The sequence below is a fragment of the Micromonospora sp. NPDC005710 genome (assembly GCF_040630995.1).
Taxonomy (GTDB): Bacteria; Actinomycetota; Actinomycetes; order Mycobacteriales; family Micromonosporaceae; genus Micromonospora.
In genome coordinates, this window is sequence record NZ_JBEXYP010000004.1 from 1 (window position 1) to 20,184 (window position 20,184).

Sequence of the window (20,184 nt, forward strand, 5' to 3'; positions counted from 1 at the left end):
ATCCCCTCTCCACCTTCCAATCTCGGCCCCCCTCTCCCCCCCTTTTCGGCGCGGCGCCTCCGCCCCCGCCGGGGGGGGCGCGCCCCCCACGACGTCACATGGCCCGGCCGGGATCATGCCGGCCGGGCCGCCGATCAGGATTCCAGGCGCCGACGCCGGGCAAGGAAGAACGCGACAGCGCCCAGTACGACAAGCGCACTTCCGATGCCCGTCATGGCCGGAACCGCACCGCCGCCGGTCACCGGCAGGATGGGGTGCTTGCCGCCGCCACCAGGTCGACCGGGGGGTCCGGACGGACCAGGTGCGCCGGGGCTACCTGGCGCGCCAGGTGCTCCGGGCGCGCCCGGACTACCTGGTGCTCCGGGGCTGCCTGGTGCTCCGGGGCTGCCGGGCGCTCCCGGGCTACCTGGCGCGCCGGGCGCGCCAGGACTGCCTGGTGCTCCGGGACTGCCTGGTGCTCCGGGACTGCCTGGTGCTCCGGGACTGCCTGGTGCTCCGGGGCTGCCTGGTGCTCCGGGGCTGCCTGGTGCTCCGGGGCTGCCTGGTGCTCCGGGGCTGCCTGGTGCGCCGGGGCTGCCTGGTGCGCCGGGGCTGCCGGGCGGGCCACTGGGTCCGGGCGGGCCGGACGGTCCGGGCGGGCCGGTTGGTCCGGCGCAGATCGGAGCGGTAATGACGTTGGTGTCAAGAGTGACGGCGGCGGTGCGCGCCAGCGCGCGGCCCTGGAGGGTCGCGCCCGTGGCCATCGTGATCGCGGCCTGAGCCATGATGGTGCCCACGAAGGTGGTGCCCGTGCCGATCGTCGCCGAGCTGCCGATCTTCCAGAACACGTTGCAGGCCGAAGCCCCGTTGGTCAGGACCACGCTGCTGTTCGACGCCGTCGTCAGCGACGAGTCGACCTGGAAGATGAACACCGCCGCCGGGTCGCCCTGGCCGTTGAGCGTCAACGCCCCGGTCAGCTGGGCCGCGCCGATCCGATAGACCCCGGCGTTGAGCGTGTTGCCGCCGAGTTCCGCCGGAAGGTTGGTGAACGGGGTCCGGCCGGCGGCGTCGTTGAAGGCGGTGGTCAGGTCGCTCTGGGCCTGGAGTGCGACCGCGTCGCCGAGGTGCACCTCGCCGCCGATCGTTGCCGTTCCGAAGCCGGTCGCGGTGTTTCCGGGGAACCGTCCGAGACTCTGGGCCAGGAAGCTGGGGCCGGTGTTGGTGGGCTCCGCTCCGGCCAGGACGGAGAAGTCAGCCGCAGTCCCCAGGTTGACAGGTGCGTCCGCAGCGTTGGCGGCGGTCGAGCTGAAGAGCAGCAGGCTGGCGGCCACCGTGGCGGCTGCTCCAGCCGCGAGCGTCGGCAGGACGACCCGTCGTCGTAGCCAATGTGTGGGTTTTGCTGTCACAGAACACCCTCCGTGGGTACTCGCAGGAGACGCCCAGCGAGCGGCGTCCTGCGTGGTACGGCCTGTTTGGCGATCGATATGTGCGTTGACCACCACATCACGGCGGGTGTTCAAATGGGGTTAAATACGGACAATAGTAGAGATTGTCTATCCGAACTGGATTGACCTTCGCATTCGTGTGCGCCGCTCCCGTGAATAGCGGGCGGGCACGCGGCAAGCGCCACCGAGCGGATCTCGGCCCAGCTAGCGGCCAGTCGGGAGCGGCCGGGTCGCGCGGCCGAGGACGCAGGGGGAGGAGGGGCTGTTGCTGGTGGCCGGGAAACGGAACCGGCGCAGCTCTGCCACCTCGAAGCCGGCCGCCGCGATGGCGGTGACCGTGTCGCGGCCGGTGTGGCAGCCGGCGAACAGCCTCGGCCAGAGCGTGGCGTCGAGGAGGCGTTGGGTGCGGTGCAGACCGGTGGCCTCGTCGGCGGCCACGTGCTCGAAGAAACGCACCTCGCCTCCGGGGCGCAGCACCCGGCTGATCTCGGCCAACGCGATCGACTGGTCGGGCACCGTGCACAACACCAACGCGACCACCGCCGCGTCGAACTCGCCGTCAGCGGCGGGCAGCGCCTGGGCCAGACCGTCGACGACGGTGACCGGAACCGGCGCATCGGTCGCGGCGCGCTCGGCGGCGGCACGCAGACGACGTTCCGGTTCGACGGCGAGGACCTCGGTCACCCCCGGTGGGTAGTGGGAGAACATCCGCCCGTTGCCCGCGCCGATCTCGATCACCCGGCCCGACAGCCCGGCGACCAGGTCTCGTCGGAACACCGCCGTCCCGGCGCGGTCCATGGCGACGCTCAGCCGCTCGTACACCCGGGCGAAGACAGGGTGGGACACCGTGGCCACGTCGACCTCCTGATCTCCGACGAACTGGTCTGCGCCGATTGTCCTGCATCCGCGCACGCTTTCCGTCCTACTGGGGGGTGGCACAACCCAACCCAGCGCAGGCAGGAGTGGTTCGACCATGAAGATCGTCGTCATCGGGGGCAGTGGCCTCATCGGTTCCAAGCTCGTCGACCGCCTCGGCGCCCAGGGCCACGAGGCGGTGCCGGCATCGCCGAAGACAGGCGTGAACACACTCAGCGGTGAGGGAGTGGCCGACGCGCTCACCGGCGCCGAGGTCGTCGTCGACGTGTCGAACTCGCCGTCGTTCGAGGACGCCGCCGTGCTGGAGTTCTTCGAGACGTCCACCCGGACGCTCCTCGCCGCCGCGTCGGACGCCGCGGTAAACCACTACGTGGCGCTCTCCATCGTGGGGTGCGACCGGATCCCGGACAGCGGGTACATGCGCGCGAAGGTGGCCCAGGAGAAGCTCGTCGTCGCGTCCGGACTCCCGTACTCGGTGGTGCACGCCACCCAGTTCTTCGAGTTCCTCCAGGGCATCATCGACACCGCCACTGAGGGCGACACGGTGCACCTCGCGCCGGTGCTCATCCAGCCGATGGCAGCGGACGACGTCGCTGCCGCGGTGGCCGAGGTCGCGCTCGGCGCGCCGACGAACTCGGTTGTCGAGGTCGCCGGCCCGGGGCAGTTCCGCCTCGACGAGCTGGGCCGAACCCTTCTCGCCGACAAGCAGGACAGTCGTTCGGTGGTGGCCGACCCCGACGCCCGGTACTTCGGTGCCAGGCTGGGCGAACGCTCGCTCGTCCCCGCCGACGGCGCCCGCATCGCCGGCACCGGCCTGGACGAGTGGCGTACCCGGGGCTAGTGCGCGACCAGCTACCTCGGCGTCCCGGGCGGGTCGGCCCGCCCGTCGAGGCGCTGCACCAACTCCCGTACGACAGTGGTGAACGGCTCGTCGGACTCGTGCGGCCAGTGCCCGTGGATGGGTGGGGCGACGCTGTCCCCCGGGGGCGTCACGACATCTTGGGGATCACGCTGGCGGCGATCCACGGCGGCGGCGGGGTCGGCCGGCGTGGGTGCGGCGTGCGGGGAGAAGATCCAGCCACCGATGGGGTCGGTGTCGCGCCACAGGTTGACCCAACGCCAGCCCACCCGCCTGCCGATCTCGTGCAGTGCCGCGTCATCGACGTAGGCGGGGAACAGTCGGGCGTACAGGCGGCGCAACGGTGATCCGTGGGTGAGCAGGGCAACCCGGTCGCCGACCTGCGGCGGCAGTTGCAGCACCGTGGCGGCGAGCAGCACCGAGCCGTGGCTGTGCCCGGTGAGCAGCACCGCGTTGCCGCGCTCGACGAGGTAGGTGATCCGGCGGGCCAGTTCCGGCACCGCCCGCTCGGAGTAGCAGGGCGGCGCGAACGGATGGGCGGCCCGGGGCCAGAAGGTGCCGAGGTCCGAGAGGACACCGATGTACCTGCGGTACGACTCGGTCCGGTACGCGAAGATTCCACCGATGATCAGGCCGAGGATGATCGCCGCGATCACCCAGCTGCCGAAGGCGATGGCGAACGTGATCGCGTCCGCCGGCAATCCGATGTTCCGTTCGACGACGTCGCCCGGGACCTGCCCCAGCAGGCCGAGGGTGGTGGTGGCGGTGGCGAGCCCGGCGAAGCAGGCGTAGAGCACTGCCAGCGGCACCAGCTTCTCGGTGAACCGGGCCCGGGCTATCGCGTCGCGGACCTGCCGCAGCCGGACCCCTGCCCCGGCGGGCGGGTTCGGGAAGTCGCTCGCGACGATCGCCGCCGCGGCCCGGCGTCGACCCCGGCGGGAGAACAGGACGACGAGGCCGGCGACTGTCGCGGTGACCAGCACCGCGCGGAAGAAGCCGAAGATTGCCCAGGTGTAGGCGCGGGGTGGACCGTCGGCGATGCCCGCACCGGTCGGCACGTCGCGATCCAGAAAGTCCGCCACCCGGTAGACCAGTTCGGCGGAGTACGCCACCGCGATGCTGATCCCGGTGGCGCTGACGACGAGGGCGCCCAACCCGAACAGCGGGGCGGCGTCGGGCCCGCCGCGCCGCCAGAGCAGCACCACGCCCAGGGCGGCCAACAGCGTCGTCTGCGCCACGAAGAGGCCGGCCAGGGTCGGCTCGTAACCGGGGAGCCCGTGCTCCTCCGGCCACGGCTGCGCGCTCGTCGGCACCTCCGCCACGACGATCACGGTCAGGATGATGGCGGTGGTCCGGAGGGTGCGGGTGACCCGGTCCAGCCGCTGGTCGCCGGGGGCCCGGTCGATGAGCGGCGGTGTGCAGAGCAGCCCCACGCAGCAGGCCAGGATCACCCCTGTGATCGCCGTCAACGCGACGCTGGCCACCGAGGCGTCGCTGGTGACTCGGGCCAGGAGCAGGACGAGGTCCAGCGTCGCGAAGGCCGCGGCGACATGGATGGCGCGTAATCGGCCCACCAGCGGCTCGGCGTCCCACTTGCCGATCGTGCCGAGCCGGGTGGTGGAGCCGGCCCGGTCGGGTGCCCGAAACGCCTCGAAGTTTCGCCCTGGACGGCAGCTGATTCGCCAGATCAGGCCGATCCCGGCGACCGGGACCAGCGCCAGCACGGCCAGTCGCTGTCCGACCGGCCGCCCACCCAACCAGGACAGCCAGCTCCGTCCGGTCAGGCAGTCAGGTGAGGCCAGGCACTTCCAACCGACGAGATCCAGTGCCACACCGGCGATGGCCAGCACGTAGAGCACGGTGAGTGTGAGCGCCAGCACCCGGCACAGGGACTTGACCGCCGCCTCGGACCCGGGGTTCGCTGGCCGCATCCAGATCGCGACGTTCACCAGCATGAGGGGGAGCAGGAAGACCACCGCCAGGGTGCGGGCCACGGTCCCGGAGGGCAGGTCACCCCAGCGGTACGCCTCAAGCGTCACCCCGTGCACTCCGGGGGCGTCCGAGCACCGGAGGCGTGGGCGGTAGAACCCGCCACTGCGGTCCCCGGCGACCTGCCCGGTCTGTCCCAGGTCCAGAACCTGTGCGGCACTCGCGCCGGAGACTCCGTGCACGCGTAGCTCCACGACGTCAGCGGAGTCGTCCGGCCCGTTCAACCGCGCTGATCCATCCGACGTCCTCCCGAGGCGTGTGGCAGCCCTGACCGCGCGACCAAGCCCCGACGTCGCACGCCGGGGGCCGCCGGCGGCCGAGCCGGGTCTACCCGAACCGGACGACCTCAATCGCGGCAGGCCGGGGAGCTGCCGCCCGGGCCGGGCCGGCTCGGCGGTCACCGTCGGTCCGGGTACGTCGTGCCAACTCGCCTTCGCTGGACCCGGCCGCCGCCGACCGGCTCTGGGCGTACGCCGAGAAGACCCTGGCCTCGCGCTGAGGGGTGGCCGGCCCGGGCCGGGGAGGAGTGATCCGGCCGTGGCCGGGTACGTGCCGCCATGGTCGCTGCCGGTCGGCGCGGAGCGGACGCGGGCCCGTCGACCGTCGTCCGGCTCTGGGGCCGTGTGGTGGCCGCGTTGCGTGAACGGGCCCGTCGGGTACGCACGGTCGGCGGCCTCGCCCTCCAGGCCGGCCTGGCCGCCGGGCTGTCCTGGTTCGTGGCGCACTCGCTGCTGCACGTGTCGCAGCCGGTCTTCGCGCCGATCTCCGCCGTCTCGACGCTCGCGGCGTCCGTCGGCCAGCGGTTGCGCCGCACCGTCGAGCTGATCATCGGGGTCACCGTCGGGGTGCTGATCGGTGACCTGCTGCTCCTGGTGATCGGCACCGGGTGGTGGCAGCTCGCCCTGATCGTGGTGCTGGCGATCGTCGTCGCGCTCTTCCTGGCGGGCAGCGCGGCGGTGGTGGTCCAGGCCGGGGCGACGGCGGTGCTCATCGCCACGCTCAGCCCGGCCGTGCGTGATCTGGAGATCCCCCGGTTCGTGGACGCCCTCGTCGGGGGAGGGGTGGCGCTGCTGGTCACCGCCGTGTTGCTGCCGCTGAACCCGTTGCGGGTGCTCAACCGGGCCGCCCGGCCAGCGTTCGATCTCCTCGCCACCCAGTTGGACGCCACCGCCGAGGCGCTGAGCGCGCGGGACGCCGCTCTGGCCCGTGCCGCCCGGAGTGAGCTGCGGCAGAGCGCGGGCCGGTTGAAGGCGTTCGTCGAGGCGACCCAGGGGGCCCGGGAGGCCAGCACCCTGTCACCTGTCTACTGGCGCCAACGGCACGGGCCGGTGGGTCGCTACGCGGAGGCGGCGGAGCCGGTCGAGCGGGCGATGCGCAACAGCGGCACCCTGATCCGACGGTCGGTGACGCTCGTCGAGGACGGCGAGCCGGTGCCGGAGTCGTTGCCGACGGCGGTGGCCGAGCTTGCCGACGCCGTACGCCTGCTGAAGCGACAGTTCGCCGCCGGTGCCGAGCCGAATCGGGCGCGGGAGCAGGCGCTGCGGGCGGTTCGGACGGCCGGGCACGCCTATCGGGACGGGGTGGGTTTCTCCGGTGCCGTGGTGGTGGCACAGGTCCGGACGACGGTCAGCGACCTGCTGGTCGCCTCCGGGCTGCGTCAGGAGGACGCGAATCACCTGGTCCGCAGGGTTTTCGGAGACGTCTGAGAGCGCGCGCACCGCCAGCGGAGCCAGAGAATGGCATCTTCGTGAGCCATGCCTGTTGCAGTCTGAGCCAAAGTGGTGCCATGATGGTGCCATGGAGCTGAGGTCATACGTCGAGAACCTGCGTACCGAGTTCGCCCTGGCCGCCGAGGGCGTGGACCCGGAAGCCCGGGCACTTGCCGAACGACTCTTCGCCCAGTTGGAGGCGGCCACCCGCCTCACACTGCTCGAAGCGTTGTCCGACGCGGCCGACGAGATCACCCGTGACCTCGCACCGGGGTCGGTGCACGTGCGACTGCGCGGGCGTGAGCCCGACTTCGTGGTGGCACCGGCCAGCCCGCCGGTCGAGGCGGCGAGCGAGCCCAGCGGCCCGCCACCGCTGTCGGCGCCGGTGTCCGCGCCCGACGGTGACGAGGGCGGCACCTCGCGGATCAACCTGCGGCTCCCCGACCACCTGAAGGCAAGCGTCGAGGACGCCGCCGGCCGCGCCGGGCTGTCGGTGAACGCCTGGCTGGTGCGCGCCGTCGCCGGTGCCATCGGGGCGGGCGACACGGAGCGTCGTACGCCCCGCCGGCCGGAGCCGCGCTCCGGCCAGCACTTCACCGGCTGGGCCCGCTAACTTCCCGTACCCCCTCCACCACGCCGCTGACCAGCGGCGACCTTCGCCGACCACGTTTGGGGAGACCACCATGCCTGTTTTCGAGACGCCAGAACCGATTTCCGTCCAGATCGAGATGCCGATCGGCGATGCCTGGATCGCCGCGAGCGACCGCCCCGACACTGTGGTGACGGTCCGGCCTCGCGACGCGTCGAGCAAGGCCGACGTGGGTGCCGCGGAACAGACCACTGTCGAGTTCTCCGCCGGGCAGTTGGTGATCCGGGTGCCGAAGAGTTGGCGCCGCTACGGGTTCGGCTCCGGGCCGTCGGTCGACGTTCTGATCGAGGTGCCGACCGGGTCACGGGTGCACGCCGAGGCGGCGTGGGCGGCGTTCCGCTGCGAGGGGCGGCTCGGCGAGTGTCGGATCAAGACCGGAAGTGGCATCCGACTCGACGAGACCGGGCCGTTGGAGATCGACAGCAGCCACGGCGAGGTCGCTGTCGAGCGCGTCCTGGGCCCCGCCCGGGTAAAGGCATCGTCCGGCAAGGTGCGCATCGGCGCTGTCGACGGCACCGCCGAGATCAAGAACTCGTCCGGCGACTGCTGGATCGGACGCAGCGGTGGCGACGTCCGGATCAACACCGCCTACGGCGACATCACAGTGGACGCGTCGCTGGCCTCGGTGACGGCGCGCACCGCCTACGGCAACCTGCGGCTGGGTGAGGTCATTCGCGGCGCGATCGACCTGCAGACCTCCTACGGCGCGATCGAGGTGGGCATCCGTCGCGGCACCGCCGCCTGGCTCGACGTCAGTTCCAAGCACGGCCGCGTCCACAACGCGCTGGAGTCGACCGACAGCCCCGCGCAGACCGACGAGACGGTCGAGGTCCGGGCCAACACCTCGTACGGCGACGTCATGATCCGCCGCGCCTGATCCACCGCCCCGCCTGACCGATCACCGCGCCGACCACCGATGAGGAGACCATGACCAGCTCCACGAACCCCGCGATCATCGCCACCGACCTGCGAAAGTCCTACGGCGACACTGTCGTGCTGGACGGCATCGACCTGACGATCACCGAGGGCACGATCTTCGCGTTGCTCGGGCCCAACGGCGCCGGCAAGACCACCACCGTGCAGATCCTCTCCACCCTGATCGACGCCGACGGCGGAAACGCCCGCGTCTTCGGCAACGACCTGACCCGGGAACCCGACGCGGTACGCGCGCTCATCGGTGTCACCGGCCAGTTCTCCGCAGTGGACAACCTGCTCACCGGCCGGGAGAACCTGACCCTGATGGCCGATCTGTGCCACCTGGACAGGGCCGCCGGTCGGCGGCGGATCGTCGACCTGCTCGAACAGTTCGACCTGACCGAGGCGGCGGGCAAGCCCGTCTCGACGTACTCCGGCGGGATGCGCCGGCGGCTCGACCTCGCGATGACCCTGGTCGGCGGGCCCCGCGTCATCTTCCTCGACGAGCCGACCACCGGCCTCGACCCGCGCAGCCGCCGGGCCATGTGGCACATCATCCGTGCGCTCGCCGCCGAGGGCGTCACCATCCTGCTCACCACGCAGTACCTGGAGGAGGCCGACCAGCTCGCCGACCGGGTGGCCTTCCTGGACCACGGGCGCCTGATCGCCGAGGGCACCCCGCGCGAACTCAAGCGGCTCATCCCGGGCGGCCACGTCGTGTTGCAGTTCGCCGACCAGGAAGGGCTCGACGTGGCCGCCCGGACGTTCGAGGCCGGCACCCGGGACGACGCGGCGCTCACCCTCCAGGTGCCGAACGACGGCGGGGTCGGTTCGCTGCGATCCCTGCTCGACCAGCTCGACAGCGCCTCGATCAGCGTGGCGGGGCTCTCCGTGCACACCCCCGACCTGGACGACGTCTTCCTCACCCTCACCGGTCAGCCCGACCCCCGGGCCAGCCGTTCCGACCACGAAAGGGCTCCCGCGCGATGAGCACCCTCTCCCTCGCCGTCCGCGACTCGAGCACCATGCTGCGGCGCAACCTCCTGCACATGCGGCGGTACCCGTCGATGACGTTCCTGCTCATCGGCATCCCGATCATCATCCTGCTGCTCTTCGTCTACGTCTTCGGAGGCACGCTCGGCGCCGGCCTCGGCCCGTCCGGCGACCGCTCCCAGTACGCCAACTACGTCACCCCCGGCATCCTGCTCATCACGGTGGTCAGTGCGGCGCAGGGCACCGCCATCTCGGTCGCGATGGACATGACCGAGGGGATCATCGCCCGGTTCCGTACGATGTCGATCTTCCGACCGTCGGTCCTGACGGGTCACGTACTGGGCAGCCTGGTGCAGACCATGCTCAGCCTCGCGGCCGTCACCGTCGTGGCGCTGCTGGTCGGGTTCCGGCCCACGGCCAGCCCCGTCGAGTGGCTCGCTGCGGTCGGCGTCCTCGCCATGGTCACCTTCGCGCTCACCTGGCTGTCCGTCGCCCTCGGTCTGGTCAGTGACAGCGTCGAGACGGCAAGCAACCTTCCCATGCCACTGATCCTCCTGCCGTTCCTCGGCAGCGGGTTCGTCCCGACCGACTCGATGCCGACCGCAGTGCGGTTGTTCGCCGACTACCAGCCCTTCACGCCGGTCATGGAGACCCTCCGTGGCCTGCTGCTGGGCACCGGGATCGGCGCCAACGGGATCATCGCGGTCGGCTGGTGTGCCGTCATCACCGTGGGCTGCTTCCTCTGGGCCAAGACCCTGTACAACCGCAACCGGACGGCCTGATCCGACCGGCGCGGTCCCGCCGTCGCGACGAAGAGCCGGCAGCTCGGCCCCGAGGGGGTCGGGCTGCCGGCTCGTGGCGTGGGACGACCTCGGGACCGGCGGCGCGAACGCGCGATCGGGCGGCAAGCCGACGGTTGATCGCATGATCTGGTCGCGGGTCGGCGGTGATCGCATGATCGACTTCGATTCCCTGAAGCCGGCCGGTCGCACCGCTACGGACTCCACGACTTCAGGGAACGCGAGTGGACCTTGCCCACCAGCGCCGTCCGGACCACGGGGCAGACCTAAACGGCGGAGCGCCTCAAGACGTTGAATGTTATCGATAACACGGGCTCATCCGCCGACTGCGCGCCGCGCGGGCCCGCCCTCCCGAGCGCTCAGTGGTGAGCCCGCATGGTCATCGATGGCTGCGGCGCACATCCGGGTACGCGGGCGGGACGGCTAGGCGATGTTATCGCTGCCATCGCCAACCAGTGGGAAGTGGCCGCTTTCGGACGGCCGTCCCGCGGTGCCCGGCGGGCTGGACCTGCCGCCGCACCTCTCGACGGGTCTCCGGGCGACACCCGTGCGGCAGGATGGACGATTTCGTCGGATGGCTGCCGCGGTTGCGGCCGAAATCGCCTGGTTTCGACCAGTCCGCTATCTACCCTCCCGAGTCGGTCCGCCTTCGGCGTTCCGTTACGGAGCTGTTGCGGGTAGATGTCTTGACGAGCCTGGATGTGAGCGTTAACACTATCCCCGTTAACGGTGGAGGTGAACATGAACCGTGTGGACGGAGCTGACGACCGATACGTCGTCGGTGTCGACTATGGCACCCTGTCCGGGCGAGCTCTGGTGGTCCGTGTCGGCGATGGTGCCGAGTTGGGGACCGCGGTGCACGAGTACGGCGATGGCGTGATCAGCACGGCTCTTCCGGGAGGCCGATCGCTGCCCCCGGACTGGGCCCTGCAGAACCCGCAGGACTACCGCGACGTGCTGCGGTACGCCGTCCCGGCGGCCCTGTCCGCCGCAGGGGTGGACCCGGCGGCGGTGGTCGGTATCGGCATCGACTTCACCGCCTGCACCGTGCTGCCGACGCTCGCCGACGGCACCCCGCTGTGCGAGACGCCCGAGCTGCGCGACCGACCGCACGCCTGGGTCAAGCTGTGGAAGCACCACGCCGCGCAGCCGCACGCCGACCGGATCAACGCGCTGGCCCACGAGCGGGCCGAGCCGTGGATCGGCCGGTACGGCGGCAAGATCTCCGCCGAGTGGCAGTACGCCAAGGGCCTGCAGATCCTGGAGGAGGACCCGGAGGTCTACGACCGGGCCGAGCGCTTCATCGAGGCGGCCGACTGGATCGTCTGGCAGCTCTGCGGCACCGAGACCCGCAACGTCTGTACGGCCGGATACAAGGGCATCCTGCAGGACGGTCACTATCCGTCCGAGGGCTTCCTGACCGCGCTCAACCCCGACTTCGGCGACTTCGTGGCCAAGCTCGACGGCCCGTTGCTGCCCCTCGGTGCCCGGGCCGGCGCGCTCACCGCCCAGGCCGCCGCCTGGACCGGTCTGCGGGAGGGGATCGCGGTCGCCGTCGGCAACGTCGACGCGCACGTCACCGCGGCGTCCGCGCAGGCGGTGGAGCCCGGTCGGCTGGTCGCCATCATGGGCACGTCGACCTGCCACGTCGTCAACGGCGCGGAGGTCGCCGAGGTGGCCGGCATGTGCGGTGTCGTGGATGGCGGCATCAGCCCCGGCGCGTGGGGTTACGAGGCCGGGCAGAGCGGCGTCGGTGACATCTTCGGCTGGTTCGTCGACCACGCCGCCCCGGCCGGCATCGACTCGCACGAACGTCTCACCGAGCTGGCCGCGAGTCAGCCCGTCGGCGCACACGGCCTGATCGCTCTGGACTGGTGGAACGGCAACCGTTCCCTGCTGGTCAACCACGACCTCAGCGGGCTGATCGTCGGCATGACACTTGCCACCCGGCCGCAGGACATCTACCGCGCGCTGCTGGAGTCCACCGCGTACGGCACCCGGATGATCATCGAGGCGTTCGTCGACGCCGGAGTTCCGGTGAACGACCTGGTGATCGCCGGTGGTCTGACCAACAACGCGCTGCTGATGCAGATCTACGCCGACGTGACCAGGCGACCGCTGAATATCATCGCCTCGGCGCAGGGTCCGGCGCTGGGCTCGGCGATCCACGCCGCCGTCGCCGCCGGTGAGTTCCCCTCGATCCACGAGGCGTCGCAGGCGATGGGTCGGGTGCACGAGGCCGTCTACCGTCCGGACCCCGAGCGGGCCCGCGCCTACGACGCCCTCTACGCGGAGTACCGGGCGCTGCACGACCACTTCGGTCGGGGCGGCAACGACGTCATGCTCCGCCTGCGGGCGATCCGCAACGCGGCGGTCGAGAGCGCCGAGACCCCGCACGAGGCCCCGCTGGAGGTGGTGGCGTGAACGCCGAGGTGACCCGACAGATCGGCGATCTGCGCGAGACCGTCGCCCGCCTGCACGCCGAGCTGACCCGGTACAACCTGGTCGCCTGGACGTCCGGCAACGTCTCCGCGCGGGTTCCCGGCCAGGACCTGATGGTGATCAAGCCGAGTGGGGTGAGCTACGACGACCTCACGGCAGCCACGATGGTGGTGTGCGACCTCGACGGCGTGCTCGTCGAGGGCGACTTCGCCCCGTCCAGCGACACCGCCGCCCACGCCTACGTCTACCGGGCCATGCCCGAGGTGGGCGGGGTCGTGCACACGCACAGCTCGTACGCGACCGCCTGGGCCGCGTGTGGGGAGTCGATCCCCTGCCACCTGACGGCGCAGGCCGACGAGTTCGGCGGGGAGATCCCGATCGGGCCGTTCGCGCTGATCGGTGGTGACGACATCGGCAAGGGCATCGTCGCCACGCTCGCCGGGCACCGCTCGCCAGCGGTGCTTATGCGCAACCACGGTGTGTTCACCATCGGCCGTGACGCCCGCGCGGCGGTCAAGGCGGCGGTCATGTGCGAGGACGTGGCCCGCACCGCGCACCTGGCCCACACCCTCGGGCAACCGGTCCCGATGGCCCAGGCCGACATCGACTCGCTCTACGACCGCTACCAGAACGTCTACGGCCAACAACCAGTCGCACCAGCGGGTTCCTGACCCTGCACCGATCACCCGGGACCCGTCGGTCTGCACCACGCGCACCAGCACGCACCACCCGCGTACGCCGCTCTTTCGCACCTCGGCGGTTGGCGCGGTTACCCACCACATCCAGCCAAGGAGATTCGATGGGAAAGATGCGAACGCAGTCCGCGCCGTGGCGCGCTGTCGCGGTCCTCGCCAGCGTGCTGCTGGTCGGCGGCGTGGCGGCCTGCGGCAACAGCGACACGGGCGGCGGCGGCACCAAGGACGACGGCAAGATCACGATGGGCTTCTCCCAGGTCGGTGCGGAGAGCGGATGGCGTACCGCGAACACCATCTCGATCAAGGAGGCCGCCACGGCGGCCGGGATCGAGCTGAAGTTCGACGACGCGCAGCAGAAGCAGGAAAACCAGATCAAGGCGATCCGCAACTACATCCAGCAGAAGGTCGACGTGATCGCCTTCTCGCCGGTCGTCGAGTCCGGGTGGGACACCGTGCTCAAGGAGGCCAAGGACGCCGGCATCCCGGTCATCCTGACCGACCGCTCGGTCGACTCGGCCGACAAGTCGCTGTACAAGACCTTCCTCGGCTCGGACTTCGTCAAGGAGGGCAAGCTCGCCGGTGATTGGCTCGTCGAGCAGAAGAAGACCGCCTCGGGGCCGGTGAACATCGTCGAGTTGCAGGGCAGCACCGGCGCGGCACCGGCGAACGACCGTAAGAAGGGCTTCGCCGAGGCGATCGCCGCCAACCCGAACCTGAAGGTCATCGCGTCCCAGACGGGTGACTTCACCCGGGCCGGCGGCAAGCAGGTCATGGAGCAGTTCCTCAAGGCCAACAAGCAGATCGACGTGTTGTTCGCGCACAACGACGACATGGGCCTGGGTGCTCTGGAGGCGATCACCGCGGCGGGCAAGGTGCCCGGCAAGGACATCACCATCATCACGATCGACGCTGTCAAGGACGGCATGCAGGCTCTCGCCGACGGGAAGTTCAACTTCATCGCGGAGTGCAGCCCGCTGCTCGGCCCACAGCTGATGGACCTCGCCAAGAAGGTCAAGGACGGCCAGGAGGTGCCTGCCCGGATCGAGACGCAGGAGACCACCTTCACGTCCGCGCAGGCGAAGGAAGCTCTGCCCAACCGTAAGTACTGATCGACGACGGGGTCGCCGCGCTCGCGTGGCGGCCCCGCCGCGTCGCTTTCCTACCCGAAACGGACCGGGCTTGGCCCGCGACGACTCTCGTACCATGCCCGCCCGAGCGACCCCCCAGGGACGACGGGCGGGCGTGGCGGGAGCGTGGCGGCCCTTCCGTGTCGACGACCCAGAAGAGGTCTGATGGGATGACGGATAGCCGTCCGGTCCTGACGATGACCGGGATCAGCAAGTCCTTCCCCGGGGTGCGCGCACTCCACGATGTCAACTTCCAGCTCTTTCCCGGCGAGGTGCACGCCCTGATGGGCGAGAACGGCGCCGGCAAGTCGACCCTGATCAAGGTGCTGACCGGTGTCTACGACACCGACGAGGGCACCATCACCCTCGACGGCGAGCCCGCGTCCTTCACGGGGCCGATGCAGGCGAACGCCGCCGGGGTGAGCACCGTCTACCAGGAAGTCAATCTCTGCACCAACCTCTCGGTGGCGGAGAACATCTTCATCGGCCGGGAGCCCCGGCTCCTCGGCGCCGTCCGCTGGGGTGAGGTTCGCCGCCGCGCCCGCGCCCTGCTGGCCCGCCTCGACCTCGACCTCGACGTCAGCGCGCCACTCGGCTCATACTCCCTGGCGATCCAGCAGATGGTGGCCATCGCCCGCGCCATCGACATCAAGGCCCGGGTGCTGATCCTGGACGAGCCGACGTCGAGCCTCGACGCCAGCGAGGTGGCGCAACTGTTCCGCATCATGCGGCAACTGCGCGACGAGGGCATCGCCATCCTGTTCGTGACCCACTTCCTCGACCAGGTCTACGAGATCGCGGACCGGATCACGGTGCTCCGCAACGGCGGGCTCGTCGGCGAGTACCAGACCGCCGAGCTGCCCCAGCTTTCCCTGGTCGAAAAGATGATCGGCAAGGAACTCGACGTCCTGGAGGGCATCGAGGAGCACTCCCGACGGGACCTGGCCGTGCTGGAGGAGGGCACCCCCCTGGTGGCGGTGTCGGACTTCGGTCGGTCCGGCGCGGTCGAGCCGTTCAGCCTCACCATCCACGCCGGCGAGGTGGTGGGCCTGGCCGGTCTGCTGGGCTCGGGGCGTACCGAGGTCGCGCGGTTGTTGTTCGGGGCCGACCGGACCGACGGCGGTCAGGTGGCCATCGACGGCACCGCGAGCAGCCTGCGTACCCCCGCGCAGGCCATCGACCACGGTGTGGGCTTCTGTTCGGAGAATCGACGGGCCGAGGGGATCGTCGCGGACCTGTCGGTCCGCGAGAACATGATCCTCGCCATGCAGGCGGCCCGTGGCTGGCTGCGTCCCGTTCCCCGTCGCCGCCAGGACGAGCTGGTCGACAAGTACGTCAAGGCGCTCAACATCCGGCCCGCCGACCCGGAGGTGCCGGTCCGCAACCTCTCCGGCGGCAACCAGCAGAAGGTGCTGCTGGCCCGGTGGCTGATCACCGAGCCCCGACTGTTGATCCTCGACGAGCCGACCCGGGGCATCGACATCGGGGCGAAGACCGAGATCCAGAAGCTCGTGACGCAGCTGTCCGACGGCGGCATGGCGGTGCTGTTCATCTCCGCCGAGCTGGAGGAGGTGCTGCGCCTCAGCCACAAGGTGGCGGTGATGCGGGACCGGCAGATGGTCGCGCAGCTCGCCAACGACGAGAGCCTGGACGCCGACCGCATCATGCAGACCATCGCCAGCGGATCCCACCGGGAGGAGGTAGACCGATGAACGACACCACGAGCCGCTATCGGACGATCGCCGGGCACCGGCTGTTCTGGCCCGCCGCCGTGCTGTTCGTCATGCTCGCCGCGAACACGATCTACCGGCCCGGGTTCCTGTCCGTCGAGCTGAAGGACGGGCACCTGTACGGCACGCCCATCGACATCCTGCGGCTGAGCGCGCCGCTGATCCTCGTCGCCCTGGGCATGACCCTGGTCATCTCGACCGGCGGCATCGACCTGTCGGTCGGCTCGCTCTGTGCGATCAGCGGCGCGATCGCCTGCATGTACATCAGCAAGCAGCCCGACCAGAACAGCCTGGGCGTGGTGGTGACCGCCATCGCGATGGCGATGGGGGTCGCGCTCGTGCTCGGCGCCTGGAACGGGGTGCTGGTGGCCGTGATCGGGATCCAACCGATCATCGCCACCCTGATCCTGATGGTCGCCGGCCGGGGTCTCGCCCAGCTGATCACCGAGGGTCAGATCATCACCATCAACTCCGAGCCGTACCGGGCGATCGGCCTGGGCCACGCGTTGACCCTGCCGCTGGCCATCTTCATCGCCCTCGCCGCGGCCCTGCTGGTGGCGGCGTTCACCCGTCGCACCGCACTCGGCATGATCATCGAGTCGGTGGGCGGCAACGCCACTGCCAGCCGGCTCGCCGGCATCCGGTCCGGCCGGGTCATCTTCCTCGCCTACGTGATCAGCGCCGCGTGTGCCGCGGTAGCCGGTTTCATGATGACGGCAAACGTCTCCAGCGCCGACGGCAACGCCGCGGGCCTCTGGGTCGAGCTGGACGCGATCCTCGCTGTCGTCATCGGCGGTACGTCACTGGCGGGTGGCCGGTTCTTCCTCAGCGGCACGATCATCGGCGCGCTGATCATCCAGACCCTGACCACCACCGTGTACGCCATGGACATCTCACCGCAGACCTCGCTGCTGTTCAAGGCGGTCGTCGTCATCGCCGTCTGCCTCATCCAGGCACCGGCCTTCCGGGCCCGGTTCAGCCGACGGAGGCGCAACGTCCCGCCGCCCGCCACCATCGCCGACAAGCCGAAGGAGCAGGTGCCGGCATGACCACTGGAACGCTTACCGCCGGTCGTACCCGGTTCCGGCTGCCGCGGAAGCAGATACCCGTCCTGGCGACGCTCGCCCTGCTGCTGGTGATGTACGCCATCGGCGTCTCGCAGTACACGGCGTTCTCCAACGTCCAGGTCATCTTCAACGTCTTCATCGACAACGGCTTCCTGCTCGTCGTCGCGGTGGGCATGACCTTCGTGATCCTCACCGGCGGCATCGACCTGTCGGTCGGTTCGGTGGTCGCCATGACGGCCATGGTGTCGGCTGCGCTGTTGAAGGACGGCATGCCGGCGGCTCTGGTGCTGGTCATCGCCCTGCTCATCGGCCCGACGCTCGGCCTGCTGATGGGCTGCGTCATCCACTTCTTCGAGATCCAGCCGTTCATCGTCACGCTCGCCGGGATGTTCTTCGCCCGGGGCATGTGCACGTTCATCTCCGGCGCGTCGATCCCGATCACCGACGGGTTCTGGACCTCGATGTCGCAGGAGCGGATCGGCAACCCGCAGGGCAACTTCGTGTCGATCAGCGTGCTGATCGCCTTCGTGGTCGTCGTCATCGCCGCGTACACGCTTGCCTACACCCGGCTGGGACGCAACGTGTACGCCATCGGCGGCAACCCGCAGTCGGCCCTGCTGATGGGCCTGCCGGTGGCACGGACCCGGATCGCCGTCTACACGATCAGCGGTCTGTGCTCGGCCATCGGCGGCATTCTGCTGTCCTTCTACACTCTCTCCGGCGCGCCGCTGATCGCCGTGGGGATGGAGTTGGACGTCATCGCCGCTGTCGTCATCGGTGGCACGGTGCTCACCGGCGGCGCGGGTTACGTTTTCGGCACGGTGCTCGGCGTGCTGGTCCTCGGCGTGATCCAGACCCTCATCACCTTCGACGGGAGCCTCAACTCCTGGTGGACCAAGATCGTGATTGGCGGTCTGCTCTTCGCGTTCATCCTCCTCCAGCGCCTCATCGGAATCCGTTACAAGTGACCGCCCCTCTCGCGGAAGGCAACTCCATGGCACCACACACCGAACCCGAGATCTGGTTCCTCACCGGCAGCCAAGGCATGTACGGCGAGGAGACGCTCCGCCAGGTGGCCGAGCAGTCCCGCCAGATCGCGGCAGCGCTCGACGACTCGCCGCAGATTCCCGCCCGCGTGGTCTGGAAGCCCGTCCTGACCAACAGCGGTGAGATCCTGCAGGTCTGTCGAGACGCCGCCGCTCAGGGTGCCGTCGGGGTCATCGCCTGGATGCACACGTTCTCGCCGGCCAAGATGTGGATCTCCGGTCTGGACGCGTTGCAGACGCCGCTGCTGCACCTGCACACCCAGGCCAACGTTCTGCTGCCGTGGAACGACATCGACATGGACTTCATGAACCTGAACCAGGCCGCCCACGGCGACCGCGAGTTCGGGTACATCCAGACGCGTCTCGGTGTGGCCCGCAAGACGGTGGCCGGGCACGTCAGCGACCCGCGGGTGACCACCCGGGTGGGGGCGTGGGCTCGCGCCGCGCTGGGCTGGTCGGCGATGCGGTCGCTGCGCCTGGCCCGCTTCGGTGACAACATGCGTGACGTCGCGGTGACCGAGGGCGACAAGGTCGAGGCCGAGTTGCGTTTCGGGGTCTCGGTCAACACCTACGGCGTCAACGACCTGGTCGAGGTGGTCGGCCAGGTCACCGACGCGCAGGTGGACGACCTGGTCAAGGAGTACGAGGACACCTACCGCATCGTCGGTGAGCTGCTGCCCGGCGGCGAGCAGCACGACTCGCTGCGGTACGCCGCACGCGTGGAACTGGGCATGCGTGCCTTCCTGGACGCCGGCGGGTTCCGGGCCTTCACCACCAACTTCGAGGACCTCGGAGGGCTGCGTCAGCTGCCGGGCATCGCCGTGCAGCGGCTGATGGCGGACGGCTACGGCTTCGGCGGCGAGGGCGACTGGAAGACGTCGGTCCTGGTCCGCACGCTGAAGGCGATGGCGGTGGGCGTGAGCGGCGGGACGTCGTTCATGGAGGACTACACCTACGACCTCACCCCGGGCAGCGAGCTGGTGCTCGGCGCCCACATGCTCGAGGTCTGCCCGACCATCGCCTCCGACGTACCCAACGTGGAGATCCACCCGCTGAGCATCGGTGGCCGGGAGGACCCGGTCCGGCTGGTGTTCGACGCCGCACCCGGCCCGGCCGTCGTGCTCGGGCTGGCCGACATGGGGGAGCGTTTCCGGCTGGTGGCCAACGAGATCGACGTGGTGGCCCCGCCGCAACCGCTGCGCCGGCTGCCTGTCGCCCGTGCCGTCTGGCGTCCCCGCCCCGACCTGCCCGTCTCGGCCGAGGCGTGGATCACCGCGGGCGCCCCGCACCACACAGTGCTGTCACAGGCGGTGGGCGTGGAGGAGTTGCACGACCTGGCGGAGATGAGCCGCACCGAGCTGGTAGTCATCGACGCCGACACGGAGCCCCGCCGCTTCGCCGACGAGCTGCGCTGGAACCAGGCCTACCACCGGTTGGCCCGCGGCTTCTGACGACCGGCCTCGGCCGGCTGTGCTCGATCAGGGCCTGCCGGGCCTTGCGGGCGTGATCGACTTGGGCCTGCCGGCTCGAGTCGATCACGCCCGTGCTCCACTCGGGTTCATTGAACACGCGGTATGCGGGCGGCCCGGAAGGCCCGACTTCAAAGAACCCGAGTGGATCACGGCTGAGCCATTCGACACGCCGAGATCCGCACCTCTGAGCTGCCACCGATCGCGCATTCGCATCCGGCCGGCGCCGCATGCTCGCGTTGCGCCCGCCTCCGCCCTCCGAGACAGCCTCCGCGCGCCCTCCGGCAGTGGTCTTCCCGCGTCCTTGGTGGTGACTCGGTCGCGTCCTCATCGCGCCCTTCGGCGTGGAGGTCGCCCGCTCGACCGCCGGGCTCATGTTTCGTCTTGACTACGG

General features: G+C 70.2%; 16 protein-coding genes and 1 pseudogene. 14 read left to right on the forward strand and 3 right to left on the reverse strand.

The window, feature by feature from the left end; all coding sequences use genetic code 11:
- Window positions 1-301 precede the first annotated feature (301 nt).
- The gene (locus ABZ406_RS06515; protein ID WP_357757307.1) at window positions 302-670 is read left to right on the forward strand and encodes a hypothetical protein; all 369 of its coding nucleotides are present in this window, start codon (window positions 302-304) and stop codon (window positions 668-670) included.
- 55 nt (window positions 671-725) lie between these two features.
- Here the strand turns inward: ABZ406_RS06515 and ABZ406_RS06520 are convergent.
- Together ABZ406_RS06520 and ABZ406_RS06525 are read right to left on the reverse strand one after the other, a co-directional pair.
- A pseudogene (locus tag ABZ406_RS06520) lies at window positions 726-1,481 on the reverse strand (ice-binding family protein); the annotation flags it as partial.
- A gap of 147 nt (window positions 1,482-1,628) precedes the next feature.
- The gene (locus ABZ406_RS06525; protein ID WP_357756346.1) at window positions 1,629-2,279 is read right to left on the reverse strand and encodes a methyltransferase domain-containing protein; all 651 of its coding nucleotides are present in this window, start codon (window positions 2,277-2,279) and stop codon (window positions 1,629-1,631) included.
- A gap of 118 nt (window positions 2,280-2,397) precedes the next feature.
- On the opposite strand from ABZ406_RS06525, the gene ABZ406_RS06530 reads away from it, so the two are divergent.
- Window positions 2,398-3,141: an SDR family oxidoreductase gene (locus ABZ406_RS06530; RefSeq protein WP_357756348.1), complete on the forward strand. Its 744-nt coding sequence runs from the start codon at window positions 2,398-2,400 to the stop codon at window positions 3,139-3,141.
- Between the two features lie 11 nt (window positions 3,142-3,152).
- On the opposite strand, the gene ABZ406_RS06535 is transcribed toward ABZ406_RS06530, so the two are convergent.
- Window positions 3,153-5,342, reverse strand: coding sequence for a hypothetical protein (locus ABZ406_RS06535; RefSeq protein WP_357756350.1), 2,190 nt, complete (start codon window positions 5,340-5,342; stop codon window positions 3,153-3,155).
- Window positions 5,343-5,705: 363 nt separating this feature from the next.
- On the opposite strand from ABZ406_RS06535, the gene ABZ406_RS06540 reads away from it, so the two are divergent.
- The 12 genes from ABZ406_RS06540 (at window position 5,706) to araA (ending at window position 19,772) form a co-directional block, all read left to right on the forward strand.
- Entirely contained in the window at window positions 5,706-6,854 is a 1,149-nt protein-coding gene (locus ABZ406_RS06540) for an FUSC family protein (RefSeq protein WP_357756352.1), read from the forward strand.
- Window positions 6,855-6,945: 91 nt separating this feature from the next.
- Window positions 6,946-7,470, forward strand: a complete 525-nt coding sequence (locus ABZ406_RS06545) for a hypothetical protein (protein ID WP_357756354.1) — start codon at window positions 6,946-6,948, stop codon at window positions 7,468-7,470.
- A 70-nt stretch (window positions 7,471-7,540) separates the two neighbouring features.
- The gene (locus ABZ406_RS06550) at window positions 7,541-8,383 is read left to right on the forward strand and encodes a DUF4097 family beta strand repeat-containing protein (RefSeq protein ID WP_357756356.1); all 843 of its coding nucleotides are present in this window, start codon (window positions 7,541-7,543) and stop codon (window positions 8,381-8,383) included.
- 50 nt (window positions 8,384-8,433) lie between these two features.
- Complete coding sequence (locus ABZ406_RS06555) at window positions 8,434-9,411, forward strand: ATP-binding cassette domain-containing protein (protein WP_357756359.1); 978 nt, start codon at window positions 8,434-8,436, stop codon at window positions 9,409-9,411.
- The gene (locus tag ABZ406_RS06560; protein ID WP_357756361.1) at window positions 9,408-10,196 is read left to right on the forward strand and encodes an ABC transporter permease; all 789 of its coding nucleotides are present in this window, start codon (window positions 9,408-9,410) and stop codon (window positions 10,194-10,196) included. Before ABZ406_RS06555 ends, ABZ406_RS06560 begins: the two co-directional genes overlap by 4 nt.
- Before the next feature lie 759 nt (window positions 10,197-10,955).
- Window positions 10,956-12,638: a ribulokinase gene (gene araB / locus ABZ406_RS06565; protein ID WP_357756363.1), complete on the forward strand. Its 1,683-nt coding sequence runs from the start codon at window positions 10,956-10,958 to the stop codon at window positions 12,636-12,638.
- Window positions 12,635-13,327 (forward strand): L-ribulose-5-phosphate 4-epimerase, encoded by a 693-nt coding sequence (locus ABZ406_RS06570; RefSeq protein ID WP_357756365.1) that lies wholly within the window; start codon window positions 12,635-12,637, stop codon window positions 13,325-13,327. Before araB ends, ABZ406_RS06570 begins: the two co-directional genes overlap by 4 nt.
- A gap of 137 nt (window positions 13,328-13,464) precedes the next feature.
- Window positions 13,465-14,460 carry an ABC transporter substrate-binding protein gene (locus ABZ406_RS06575; RefSeq protein WP_357757246.1) on the forward strand — a complete coding sequence of 332 codons (996 nt, stop codon included), beginning with the start codon at window positions 13,465-13,467 and terminating at the stop codon, window positions 14,458-14,460.
- A gap of 188 nt (window positions 14,461-14,648) precedes the next feature.
- Entirely contained in the window at window positions 14,649-16,190 is a 1,542-nt protein-coding gene (locus ABZ406_RS06580; RefSeq protein ID WP_357756367.1) for a sugar ABC transporter ATP-binding protein, read from the forward strand.
- A complete protein-coding gene (locus tag ABZ406_RS06585) occupies window positions 16,187-17,257 on the forward strand; it encodes an ABC transporter permease (protein WP_357756369.1) in 1,071 nt (356 codons plus the stop codon). The genes ABZ406_RS06580 and ABZ406_RS06585 overlap by 4 nt, the downstream gene beginning before the upstream one ends.
- The gene (yjfF, locus tag ABZ406_RS06590; protein WP_357756371.1) at window positions 17,254-18,243 is read left to right on the forward strand and encodes a galactofuranose ABC transporter, permease protein YjfF; all 990 of its coding nucleotides are present in this window, start codon (window positions 17,254-17,256) and stop codon (window positions 18,241-18,243) included. The genes ABZ406_RS06585 and yjfF overlap by 4 nt, the downstream gene beginning before the upstream one ends.
- Before the next feature lie 26 nt (window positions 18,244-18,269).
- Window positions 18,270-19,772: an L-arabinose isomerase gene (gene araA, locus ABZ406_RS06595; RefSeq protein ID WP_357756373.1), complete on the forward strand. Its 1,503-nt coding sequence runs from the start codon at window positions 18,270-18,272 to the stop codon at window positions 19,770-19,772.
- Window positions 19,773-20,184: the final 412 nt, after the last annotated feature.